Origin of the sequence: Herbaspirillum sp. SJZ099 (assembly GCF_007828355.1) — a bacterium.
In the GTDB taxonomy this organism is placed as follows: Bacteria; Pseudomonadota; Gammaproteobacteria; order Burkholderiales; family Burkholderiaceae_D; genus Herbaspirillum.
Map to the genome: position 1 here is coordinate 346,766 of NZ_VIUO01000003.1, position 11,731 is coordinate 358,496.

The 11,731-nt window shown below is 64.6% G+C and carries 10 protein-coding genes and 1 riboswitch; of the genes, 3 read left to right on the plus strand and 7 right to left on the minus strand.

From position 1 onward, the window contains the following. Window positions 1-2 precede the first annotated feature (2 nt). Together thiC and FB597_RS09450 are read right to left on the minus strand one after the other, a co-directional pair. Entirely contained in the window at window positions 3-1,916 is a 1,914-nt protein-coding gene (gene thiC, locus FB597_RS09445) for a phosphomethylpyrimidine synthase ThiC (protein WP_141914590.1), read from the minus strand. Window positions 1,917-2,002: 86 nt separating this feature from the next. Then, window positions 2,003-2,096, minus strand: a riboswitch (TPP riboswitch). 120 nt (window positions 2,097-2,216) lie between these two features. Further along, on the minus strand, window positions 2,217-3,011 hold the full coding sequence (locus FB597_RS09450; RefSeq protein ID WP_221292407.1) for a lytic transglycosylase domain-containing protein: 795 nt from the start codon (window positions 3,009-3,011) through the stop codon (window positions 2,217-2,219). Between the two features lie 179 nt (window positions 3,012-3,190). Between FB597_RS09450 and FB597_RS09455 the strand changes: the two genes are divergently transcribed. Both FB597_RS09455 and FB597_RS09460 read left to right on the plus strand, forming a co-directional pair. Beyond that, entirely contained in the window at window positions 3,191-6,001 is a 2,811-nt protein-coding gene (locus tag FB597_RS09455; protein ID WP_144769408.1) for a valine--tRNA ligase, read from the plus strand. Between the two features lie 146 nt (window positions 6,002-6,147). Further along, on the plus strand, window positions 6,148-6,621 hold the full coding sequence (locus FB597_RS09460) for a DUF2147 domain-containing protein (RefSeq protein ID WP_141914594.1): 474 nt from the start codon (window positions 6,148-6,150) through the stop codon (window positions 6,619-6,621). Window positions 6,622-6,718: 97 nt separating this feature from the next. Here FB597_RS09460 and FB597_RS09465 read toward each other — a convergent pair whose 3' ends face one another. From FB597_RS09465 to ruvA, 4 genes are all read right to left on the minus strand, one after another. Further along, window positions 6,719-7,174 carry a YaiI/YqxD family protein gene (locus tag FB597_RS09465; RefSeq protein ID WP_144769410.1) on the minus strand — a complete coding sequence of 152 codons (456 nt, stop codon included), beginning with the start codon at window positions 7,172-7,174 and terminating at the stop codon, window positions 6,719-6,721. A 48-nt stretch (window positions 7,175-7,222) separates the two neighbouring features. Next, window positions 7,223-8,065 (minus strand): 2-keto-4-pentenoate hydratase, encoded by an 843-nt coding sequence (locus FB597_RS09470; protein ID WP_183405837.1) that lies wholly within the window; start codon window positions 8,063-8,065, stop codon window positions 7,223-7,225. A 205-nt stretch (window positions 8,066-8,270) separates the two neighbouring features. Beyond that, window positions 8,271-9,326: a Holliday junction branch migration DNA helicase RuvB gene (gene ruvB / locus FB597_RS09475; protein ID WP_141914597.1), complete on the minus strand. Its 1,056-nt coding sequence runs from the start codon at window positions 9,324-9,326 to the stop codon at window positions 8,271-8,273. A 22-nt stretch (window positions 9,327-9,348) separates the two neighbouring features. Beyond that, entirely contained in the window at window positions 9,349-9,927 is a 579-nt protein-coding gene (ruvA, locus tag FB597_RS09480) for a Holliday junction branch migration protein RuvA (protein WP_141914598.1), read from the minus strand. A 130-nt stretch (window positions 9,928-10,057) separates the two neighbouring features. Between ruvA and FB597_RS09485 the strand changes: the two genes are divergently transcribed. Next, window positions 10,058-11,005 carry a DUF808 domain-containing protein gene (locus FB597_RS09485; protein WP_144769412.1) on the plus strand — a complete coding sequence of 316 codons (948 nt, stop codon included), beginning with the start codon at window positions 10,058-10,060 and terminating at the stop codon, window positions 11,003-11,005. Window positions 11,006-11,121: 116 nt separating this feature from the next. On the opposite strand, the gene ruvC is transcribed toward FB597_RS09485, so the two are convergent. Then, complete coding sequence (gene ruvC, locus FB597_RS09490) at window positions 11,122-11,664, minus strand: crossover junction endodeoxyribonuclease RuvC (protein ID WP_141914600.1); 543 nt, start codon at window positions 11,662-11,664, stop codon at window positions 11,122-11,124. Between the last annotated feature and the right edge of the window lie 67 nt (window positions 11,665-11,731).

Sequence of the window (11,731 nt, forward strand, 5' to 3'; positions counted from 1 at the left end):
GCTCATTGCTTCGAATAGATCTCGGCGCCCATCTTCACGAACTCGACCGACTTCACTTCCATGCCCTGCTTGAGCGCCTCGATTTCCGAGATGCCTTCCTTGGCCGCGTAGTCGCGCACTTCCTGGGTGATCTTCATCGAGCAGAAGTGCGGGCCGCACATGGAGCAGAAGTGCGCCACCTTGGCCGAGTCCTTGGGCAGGGTTTCGTCGTGGAATTCGCGCGCCTTGTCGGGGTCCAGGCCGATGTTGAACTGGTCTTCCCAGCGGAACTCGAAGCGCGCCTTGGACAAGGCGTTGTCGCGGATCTGCGCGCCCGGATGGCCCTTGGCCAGGTCGGCCGCATGCGCGGCGATCTTGTAGGTGATGATGCCATCCTTCACATCCACCTTGTTGGGCAGGCCCAGGTGTTCCTTCGGCGTGACGTAGCACAGCATGGCGGTGCCGTACCAGCCGATCTGGGCGGCGCCGATGCCGGAGGTGATGTGGTCGTAGCCGGGGGCGATGTCGGTGGTCAACGGGCCCAGCGTATAGAACGGCGCCTCGTGGCACTGCTCCAGCTGCAGGTCCATGTTTTCCTTGATCAGGTGCATCGGCACGTGGCCGGGGCCTTCGATCATCACCTGCACGTCGTGCTTCCAGGCGATCTGGGTCAGCTCGCCCAGGGTCTTCAGTTCGCCCAGTTGCGCCTCGTCGTTGGCATCATAGATCGAACCGGGACGCAGGCCATCGCCCAGGCTGAAGCTGACGTCGTAGGCCTTCATGATCTCGCAGATGTCTTCGAAGTGCTCGTAGAGGAAGGATTCGCGGTGGTGCGCCAGGCACCACTTGGCCATGATCGAGCCGCCGCGCGAGACGATGCCGGTCATGCGCTTGGCGGTCAGCGGCACGTATTGCAGGCGCACGCCGGCGTGGATGGTGAAATAGTCCACGCCCTGCTCGGCCTGCTCGATCAGGGTGTCGCGGAAGATTTCCCAGGTCAGGTCTTCGGCCTTGCCGTTGACCTTTTCCAGCGCCTGGTAGATCGGCACGGTGCCGATCGGCACCGGCGAGTTGCGGATGATCCACTCGCGCGTCTCGTGGATGTTCTTGCCGGTGGACAGGTCCATCACGTTGTCGCCGCCCCAGCGGATGGCCCAGGTCATTTTCTCGACTTCCTCGCCAATGGACGAGGTCACGGCCGAGTTGCCGATGTTGGCGTTGATCTTGACCAGGAAATTGCGGCCGATGATCATCGGCTCGACTTCCGGGTGGTTGATGTTGGCGGGGATGATGGCGCGCCCGCGCGCCACTTCGTCGCGCACGAACTCGGGCGTGATCTCGGCCGGGATCGAGGCGCCGAAGGACTGGCCGGGATGCTGGCGGCCCATCAGGTCGGACAGCTTGGCGCCCATCGGGCCGGAGGCTTTCAACTGTTCCAGGTATTCCTGGCGGCGCAGGTTTTCGCGGATGGCGATGAATTCCATCTCGGGCGTGATGATGCCGCGCCGGGCGTAGTGCATTTGGGAGACGTTACCGCCGGCCTTGGCGCGGCGCGGCTTGCGGTGCAGGTTGAAGCGCAGCTCGGCCAGCGCCGGATCGTTCAGGCGCTGTTGGCCGTATTCGGAGGTCGGGCCGTCCAGCTCCTCGGTGTCGTCGCGCTCCAGGATCCAGGGCAGGCGCGGCGTGGGAAGGCCGGCGCGGATGTCGATCTTCACGTCCGGATCGGTATAGGGGCCGGAGGTGTCGTAGACATAGATCGGCGGGTTCTTTTCGGAACCGAACATGGCCGGGGTATCGGCCTGGCTGATTTCGCGCATGGGCACGCGGATATCCGGACGCGAACCGGTCACGTAGATCTTGCGGGAATTCGGGAGAGGCTGGATCGCTGCCTCATCCACCGTGGCGGTGGCGGACAGGAACTTGGGATTGGCATTCATTTTGGCTCCTTTGCGGTTGGCTCGGAGCCAGCAAAGGAGGTGACGGAAGAAGAACGCCAGCCCGCCCTGGGCGGTTAGGTGCTGCGTCTTGCTGCCGGTTGCTTCCCTTCGCTGGCATTATCCAGATCAGGTTCAAGGGTATTTCTCACCCACCTTGCGGCAGGACCCCTAGCGTTTTACGCCGGTGCAAACACCGGCGAGCGGCCATTATAAGGCGCTTTGTGGCAGCAGGCGAGCAGAAACGCTGCCCGCCATGAACTCATCCGCGCCGGGCAGCGCCGGCTGTGGTCGGCGACAGGTTCAAGCCGGCAGCGTGCCGCCTTCGTCGATGATCTTCCAGTAGCGCATCACCTTCTCGACATAGTTGGCGATGCCGGTGCCGGCGGGCAAGTTGCTCAGGTTATTGGGATCGACGCCGTTCTCGCCGGAGTTGTAGGCGCGCAGCGCGATCTCCCAGCTGTCCTTGCCGTATTTCTGTTTCATCTCCTCTTTCATGTCGGCCAGGTAGAAGGCACCGGCCAGGATGTTGGTGGCCGGGTCGTTCTTGTCGCGCCCTTGCAGCTCGGGATGGCGCGCCTGCAATGCGGCGAAGGTGTTGTCGTTCATCTGCACCAGTCCGGTGTCGCCCCTGCCGTTCGGATTGTTGGTGGCGGCGCCCGGGTCCCAGCGCGATTCGTCATGGATCAGGCCGGCCAGCAGGCTGGCCGGGACGCCGCTGCGACGCGACGCTTCCTCGATCATGTCGCGGTAGGGCTCGGCCTGCGGCGGCAGGCCCGGCCCCAGATGACTGGAGCCGTCACCATTGCCCTGGTACGGCTCATCGGCGTCGGCCCCGATGGCGTCGGGCGTGACGCTCTTGCGGGAGACCACCGGCGGTCGGTAAGTGGTGGTGATGTCCACCGTGATATCGACCGACTCCACCGGCGGCGAACCGTGGCCGCCACCGCCCGGCGTAATGCCGAGCCGGTCCAGGGTTGGCTTGATGACCGCATATTCCTTCTGGAAAGCAGGATCGCGGAACCACCTGTCCGCCAGATCCTGCCAGGTTACGCCTTGATCCGACACCTTCGACATCTGCGGTTCTCCACTCATCATGAAATTGCCTGGAATCACATCGCGGCGGCCAGGCATGCCGCGAAACCTTGCCTGCCAAACAACAAACTTGGCTGCGGTAATGGATAAGTCGCTTCCCGGCCCCCGCCAGTTCCACCGGCCGCCACTGCCGGCCCCGCCTCCCTTATAATGGACGGTTTCGCAAAAACACACGTCAAATCATGGAATTAGCCAAGTCGTTCGAGCCTGCCGAGATTGAAAAATTCTGGCGCGAGGAATGGGAAAAGCGCGGTTATTTCGCCGCCACCACCGACGCCGAAAAACCGTCGTTTTCCATCCAGCTGCCGCCGCCGAACGTGACCGGCACCCTGCACATGGGCCACGCGTTCAACCAGACCATCATGGACGGCCTGACGCGCTACCACCGCATGCGCGGCTACAACACCGCGTGGATCCCCGGCACCGACCACGCCGGCATCGCCACCCAGATCGTGGTGGAGCGCCAACTCGATGCGCAAAAGGTGTCGCGCCACGACCTCGGCCGCGAAAAGTTCGTCGAGAAGGTGTGGGAGTGGAAGGAAAAATCCGGCTCCACCATCACCGGCCAGATGCGCCGCATGGGCGCCTCGACCGACTGGGAGCGCGAATACTTCACGATGGACCCGAAGATGTCCAAGGCCGTCACCGAAGTGTTCGTGCGCCTGTACGAGCAGGGCCTGATCTACCGCGGCAAGCGCCTGGTCAACTGGGACCCGGTGCTGGGCACCGCGGTGTCCGACCTGGAAGTGGTGTCGGAGGAAGAAGACGGCTCGATGTGGCACATCAAGTACCCGCTGGCCGACGGCAGCGGCACCATCACGGTCGCCACCACCCGTCCTGAAACCATGCTGGGCGACGTCGCCGTGGCGGTCGATCCGACCGATGAGCGCTATGCCGCGCTGGTGGGCAAGATGCTCAAGCTGCCGCTGGTGGGCCGCGAGATCCCCATCATCAAGGATGAATACGTCGACAAGGAATTCGGCACCGGCTGCGTGAAGATCACCCCGGCGCACGACTTCAACGACTACCAGGTCGGCGCGCGTCACAACCTGGACAAGATCAGCGTGTTCACGCTGGACGCCAGGATCAACGAAAACGCGCCCGCCAAGTACCAGGGCCTGGACCGCTTCGAGGCGCGCAAGCAGATCGTGGCCGATCTCGACGCGCTGGGCCTGCTGGAACTGGTCAAGCCGCACAAGCTGATGGTGCCGCGCGGCGACCGTACCGGCGTGGTGATCGAGCCGATGCTGACCGACCAGTGGTTCGTGGCGATGAGCAAGCCGGCGCCGGAAGGCACCTACTTCCCCGGCAAGTCGATCGCCGAGACCGCGCTGGAGAAGGTCGCTTCCGGCGAGATCAAGTTCGTGCCGGAAAACTGGACCAATACCTACAACCAGTGGCTCAACAACATCCAGGACTGGTGCATCTCGCGCCAGCTGTGGTGGGGCCACCAGATCCCGGCCTGGTACGACGACGAAGGCAACATCTACGTCGCGCGCAGCGAGGAAGAAGCCCGCGCGCAAGCCGGCGGCCGCGCCGTCAAGCGCGACGAGGACGTGCTGGACACCTGGTTCTCCTCGGCGCTGGTGCCGTTTTCCACGCTGGGCTGGCCGGAAGAGACGCCGGACTACAAGCTGTTCCTGCCGTCGTCGGTGCTGGTGACCGGCTTCGACATCATCTTCTTCTGGGTGGCGCGCATGGTCATGATGACCACGCACTTCACCGGCAAGGTCCCGTTCGACACCGTCTACGTGCACGGCCTGGTGCGCGACGGCAGCGGCCAGAAGATGTCCAAGTCCAAGGGCAACACGCTGGACCCGATCGACCTGATCGACGGCATCGGCGTGGATGCACTGGTGGCCAAGCGCACGGCCGGCCTGATGAACCCGAAGCAGGCGGCCAGCATCGAGAAGGCCACCCGCCGCGAATTCGCCGACGGCATCCCGGCCTTCGGCACCGATGCGCTGCGCTTCACCTTCGCCTCGCTGGCGACCCTGGGCCGCAACATCAACTTCGACCTGAACCGCTGCGAAGGCTACCGCAACTTCTGCAACAAGCTGTGGAACGCCACCCGCTTCGTGCTGATGAACACCGAAGGCCAGGACTGCGGTTTCGACGGCCATGAGAAGGGCGTGTGCGACAAGAGCTACCTGCAGTTCTCGCAGGCCGACCGCTGGATCGTGTCGCTGCTGCAGCGTACCGAAGCCGAAGTGGCGAAGGGTTTCGCCGACTACCGCTTCGACAACATCGCCACCGCCATCTACAAGTTCGTGTGGGACGAGTACTGCGACTGGTACCTGGAAATGGCCAAGGCCCAGATCCAGACCGGCAACGAGGCGCAGCAGCGCGCCACCCGCCGCACCCTGCTGCGCGTGCTGGAAGTGATCCTGCGCCTGGCGCACCCGGTGCTGCCGTTCATCACCGAGCAGTTGTGGCAGACCGTGGCGCCGATGACCGACAAGAAGCTCGACCCGGCCGGCGACTCGATCATGCGCCAGCCGTATCCGCAAGCCGACCTGGACAAGGTCGATGCCGAAGCCGAGGCCTGGATGGCGCAGTTCAAGTCGCTCACCGACGCCTGCCGCAACCTACGCGGCGAGATGCAGCTGGCGCCGTCGCTGCGCGTGCCGCTGATCGTGGAAGCGGCCGACGCGTCGTCGGTGCAGTCCTTCCTGCCTTACCTGCAGGGCCTGGTGCGCCTGTCGGAAACGCAGGTGGTGGCGCAGCTGCCGGAGTCGCCGGCGCCGGTGGCCATCGTCGGCGACGTCAAGCTGATGCTGAAGGTGGAAATCGACGTGGCCGCCGAGCGCGAGCGCCTGGGCAAGGAAATCGCCCGCCTGACTGGCGAGATCGCCAAGGCCAACGGCAAGCTGTCCAACGAAAGCTTCGTGGCGCGCGCGCCGGAAGCGGTGGTGGCGCAGGAGAAGGAACGCCTGGCCACCTTCACCGCCACAGTCGGGAAGCTGCAGGAGCAGTTGGCGAAACTGAAGTAAGTTTCGCCGCATCCGGCCATCGCCAAGCCGCCGTTCCGCAAGGGACGGCGGCTTTTGTTTTTATCGCTTGCCCTGCGCGCCCGGCTTGACTACACTGAGTCGATAAAATTAGAACAACCGTGCTTTTAATCAAAATTGGAGATAACATGAATACCAAGGCATCCCCTTCCGCCCTGCCCCGTCTTGCCGCAGCCGGCGTGCTGCTGGCCGGCCTGCTGGCATCGGCCTGCGCCTTTGCCGACGGCTCCCCGGTCGGCTTGTGGAAGAACATCGATGACGCCACCGGCAAGCCCAAGGCGCTGATCCGCATCACCGAAAGCAATGGCGAACTGTCGGGCAAGATCGAGAAGCTGTTCCGCGCGCCGGAAGAAGACCAGAACCCGGTCTGCGAAAAGTGCGAAGGCGAACTGAAGGGCAAGCCCATCGTCGGCATGACCATCCTCTCCGGCCTGAAGAAGGATGGCGACGAGTACAACGGCGGCCAGATCCTCGACCCGGCCAACGGCAAGCTCTACAAGAGCAAGCTGACGGTGGTCGAAGACGGCAAGAAGCTCAACGTGCGCGGCTACATCGGCATGCCGATGCTGGGACGCACGCAGACCTGGGTGCGCGAGGAATAAGCGCCGCGCTGTCTGCCACGGCAATACCAATGCAAACGGCAACGAAAGATTCGTTGCCGTTTTGCTTTGTGTGTGTGGAGGGGGGAGCGTTCGTTGCTTAACGCCCCGCCTGGGATTTTTGCACGTAGCGGTCAAGCTCGCGTGCAAACGCGCGGCCGTCGCTTTGGCTGAAAGCGGCCGGGCCGCCGGTTTCCATGCCGCTGCTGCGCAGTTCTTCCATGAAATTGCGCATGCTCAGGTGGTGGCGGATGTTGTCGGCGGTATAGAGCTCGCCGCGCGGATTGAGCGCGACGCCGCCCTTGGCGACGACGTCGGCCGCCAGCGGGATATCGGCGGTGACGACCAGGTCGCCGGCCTGCGCCAGCCTGACGATCTCGCGGTCGGCCACGTCGAAGCCGGCCGGCACCACCACCGATTTGATGAAGCGCGAGGGCGACGTGCGCAGCCCCCGGTTGGCGACCAGGGTCACCACGATGCCGGTGCGCTCCGCCACGCGGAACAGCATGTCCTTGATGACGCCCGGACAGGCGTCGGCATCAACCCAGATCTGCATGGAGAAACCTTGCCGCGCAAGCGGCGGTGTGAGGCCTTGGCGCTGTATTCAAACGAAGGAGACGGTCAACCCCGGCAGGGTAACGCCGGAAAACGCGGTGACCCAGGTCTGGCCCGGTTCGATCGGCAGGGCATCGGTCCAGGTGCCGGTGGTGATGATCTCGCCGGCCTGCAGCTGTCGGAACTGCGACTGCTTCTGCAGCAGCTGGTGCAGGTGCCACAGGGCGTGCAGCGGGCTGTCCATCTCGTCGTTGCAGAAACCGGCGGCGCGCAGCACGCTGGAGGACTCGGTGTTGCACGACAGCGAGACGGTGGCGCCAGCCAGGATCTGCGACAGGTGGTGGCGCGTGCCGGAGGACAGCACGTGCGGCTCGCCGATGATCAGCGTGCCGTGCAGGCCGAAGGCGGCGATCGAATCGGCTACCGTGAATTCCCAGTTGGCGTAGGGGCACACGACGATCTCGAAACCGTGCGCCATCCATTCCAGGCAGTCGGCCAGTTCGTCCAGCGTGGCGTTGGGCGCCGGCGCCTTACCCAGCTTGAAGACGATCTCGGGTTCGATGCGCGGCTGCACCGCGCCGGCCAGCGATTGCGTGCCGTGGTTGTCTTCGGCGAAGCGCACGGTGGTGTCGAACACCGGGGCCCAGATCGGCGTGCGGGTGTCGTCGGTGACGCCATAGCGCGACCAGGACTTGCGCACCGAAAAACCGATCTTGCGCCCGACCGGCTGCTCGCCTTGCGCCACGCGGATGTTGCGGATGCTGTAGGCGATGTCGTAGGCGTCCTCGAGCGAGAGCGGCTCGTTCTTGGAGATCAGGGGAATTTGCTTCGAGTTGGCCCGCGCATCGAGCAATTGATGCGCATAGCGGCTTGCTTGGCTCGACATTAGCATGACAGGCTCACATCGAAAGATAGTGAATAGCTATCCATTGTCGATGACGATTAGTTTTTGCACAAGTAAAAACTCGCCTTTGCAGGCATTCAGGCAAAAATTGCATACGATTGCACTATTGCACGTAAAACGCTGTTTGCGCCAGCGCAACAATGCGTCGCCATGGCCGGCTTTGGATGCGCGCCGGCAACATCCTGCCGCCGGCTCAGCCGCCCCACAGGTCGCCGTTGGGGCTGGTGCGCGGCGCGGCGACGCCGAAGTGCTGGTAGGCCGCCGGGGTGGCGATGCGGCCGCGCGGGGTGCGCTGCAGGTAGCCTTGCTGGATCAGGTAGGGTTCCAGCACATCCTCGATGGTGTCGCGCTCTTCGCCGATGGCGGCCGCCAGGTTGTCCAGCCCGACCGGGCCGCCGCTGAACTTGAACAGCACCGCTTCGAGCAGCTTGCGGTCCATCAGGTCGAAGCCGACCGGATCGACGTCCAGCATCACCAGCGCCGCGTCGGCCATCGCGCGGGTGATCTCGCCGCGGCCCTTGACCTCGGCGTAGTCGCGCACGCGGCGCAACAGACGGTTGGCGATACGCGGGGTGCCGCGGCTGCGCTTGGCGATTTCCAGCGCGCCATCCTCGACGATGGGCGCGTTGAGCAGTCCGGCGCTGCGCGTGACGATGCGCGCCAGTTCGGGCGGGGTATAGAACTCCAGCCGGGCGACGATGCCGAAGCGGTCGCGCAGCGGGTTGGTCAGCATGCCGGCGCGGGTGGTGGCGCCGACCAATGTGAACGGCTGCAGGTCGAGGCGCACCGAGCGCGCCGCCGGGCCTTCGCCGATCATGATGTCGATCTGGTAATCCTCCAGCGCCGGGTAGAGGATTTCCTCCACCACCGGCGACAGGCGGTGGATCTCATCGATGAACAGGACATCGTTGGCTTCGAGGTTGGTCAGGAGCGCCGCCAGGTCGCCGGCGCGCTCCAGCACCGGGCCGGAAGTCTGGCGCAGGTTCACGCCCATCTCGCGCGCGATGATGTGCGCCATGGTGGTCTTGCCCAAACCCGGCGGGCCGAACAGCAAGGTGTGGTCGAGCGCCTCCCCGCGCCCGCGCGCGGCCGCGATGAAAATCTCCAGCTGGCTGCGCACCTTTTCCTGGCCGACGTATTCGTCGAGCTGCTTGGGGCGCAGGGCGCGCTCGATGGCCTCCTCGTTGGCCGAGGCCGGGGTGGCGGCGATGATGCGCTGTTCGGAAAAATCGTCGGTCTGGATGCTCATGCGGTAATCCTATCCTTCTCCATCAGGCCTTGGACAAGGCCTTGAGCGCGTGCTTGATGCCGTCGGACACGCTGGCGTCCTTGGGTACCTGCTTCAGCGCCAGCGTCGCTTCCTTGTCGGAATAGCCCAGCGCCAGGAGCGCGTTGAGGATATCGGCCGAGGCGTCGGCATGCGCGGCGCCGCCGGCCGCGCCGAGGTCGGCGCCGAGCTTGCCCTTCAACTCAAGCAGCAGGCGCTCGGCGGTCTTCTTGCCAATGCCGGGCACCCGGGTCAGGCGCCCCGCTTCCTGCAGCGTCACCGCCTGCGCCAGGTCGGCCACCGACATGCCCGACAGGATCGCCAGCGCGGTGCGCGCGCCGACGCCGGAAATCTTGATCAGCTCCTTGAAGGTGTTGCGTTCCTCGGCGGTCCCGAACCCGAACAGGATGTGCGCATCCTCGCGGATGGCGAGGTGGGTCAGCAGCACCACCTTGTCGCCCAGTCCGGGCAGGTTGTAGAAGGTGCTCATCGGCACCGCGACCTCATAGCCGACGCCATTGCAGTCGACCAGCAGATTCGGGGGATTTTTTTCGAACAGGGTTCCGGAAAGGCGACCGATCATGGCATGGATGTGTTGTGCGTTGGTATCAACGATAAGCCAGAATGATACAGTACTGTTTGGATAAACAGTATCCTGCTTCACCCGGCGGCATCCACCGACACCCGCCGAACCGCATACAAAAAGGACAAGCATGGCAGGCAGCAGCTTCTTCGCACTGATCGACGATATCGCCTCGGTATTGGACGACGTTTCCGTGATGACCAAGGTCGCGGCCAAGAAAACCGCCGGCGTGCTGGGCGACGACCTCGCCCTGAACGCCCAGCAGGTGACAGGGGTAAAAGCCGACCGCGAACTGCCGGTCGTATGGGCGGTGGCCCGGGGCTCGCTCAAGAACAAGGCGATCCTGATGCCGGCGGCGCTGGCCATCAGTGCCTTCATCCCGTGGGCGGTGACGCCGCTGCTGATGCTGGGCGGGGCCTTCCTGTGCTTCGAGGGCTTCGAAAAGCTGGCGCACAAATACCTGCCGCACGAAGCCGGCGAGCAACGCCGCGAGGGCGCCGGCATACCCGCCGATATCGATCCCGTGGCCTATGAACAGGACAAGATCAAGGGCGCCGTGCGCACCGACTTCATCCTTTCGGCCGAAATCATCGCCATCACCCTGGGCACCGTGGCCGGCGCGCCGCTGCAACAACAGGTGACGGTGCTGGCCGGCATTGCGTTGCTCATGACGGTGGGGGTGTACGGCATCGTCGCGGCCATCGTGAAACTCGACGATGGCGGACTCTACCTGCTGCGCACGGCCGGCGCCGGCACAATAGGCCGCATCAAGCAAAAACTGGGGCGCGCCATCCTGGCGGCGGCGCCGGCCATGATGCGCAGCCTGTCGGTGATCGGCACCGTGGCCATGTTCATGGTGGGCGGCGGCATCCTCACGCACGGCTTGCCGTTCGCGCACCATGGCATCGCGGCGGCGGCGGCAAGCATCGCCGGCGTGCCGGCCGTCGGCAGCGTGCTGGCGGCGCTGGCGCCGGCGGTACTCGATGCCGTGTTCGGCGTGGTGGCGGGAGGTGTGGTGTTGCTTGCGGTAGAAGCGGTCAAGCGCGTTCTTGCGCTGGTAAAAAGACCGGCACAGTAACCATTGCCGTCGTCCTGACGAAAGTCAGGATCCAGCGTCGTTCAACGGCCATCGATGCACAACGGAAGCCACTGGATCCCGCCCTGCGCCGGGATGACGACGACAGGAATACGGCTTCATCCCACCAGCCGTCCGCCGCGCATGCGCAAGCCCTTCTTCGCCAATCCCGGCGCCAGCGTCCCCAGGCTGGCCAGCACATCGCCGCCGTGCGCATGGCAGATCGCCACGCCCAGCGCATCGGCGGCATCGGTGCCGGGCAGGCCCGGCAACTGCAGCAGCCGCGCCACCATTTCCTGCACCTGCGCCTTTTGCGCCCGGCCATGGCCGGCCACGGCTTGCTTGACCTGCAACGCGGTGTATTCGGCCACCGCCAGGTCGGCGCCGACCAGCGCGCAGATCGCCGCCCCGCGCGCCTGCCCCAGCAGCAAGGTGGATTGCGGGTTGACGTTGACGAACACCTTTTCGATCGCCGCGCAGTCGGGCGCATAAGCGCGCACCACTTCGGAAACGCTGTTCAGGATCACCTTGAGCCGTTGCGGCAGGTCGCCGTCGGGCGTCTTGATGGTGCCCGAGGCGATATAGGACAGCTTGTTGCCCTGCTTGCGGATCACGCCGAAACCGGTGGTGCGCAAACCAGGGTCGATACCGAGAATTTTCATGAGCCCGAACTTTGAGATGACTGCCGGGGCAGACAACGCCTGATGACCGCGCGTACGCGCAGCCTTG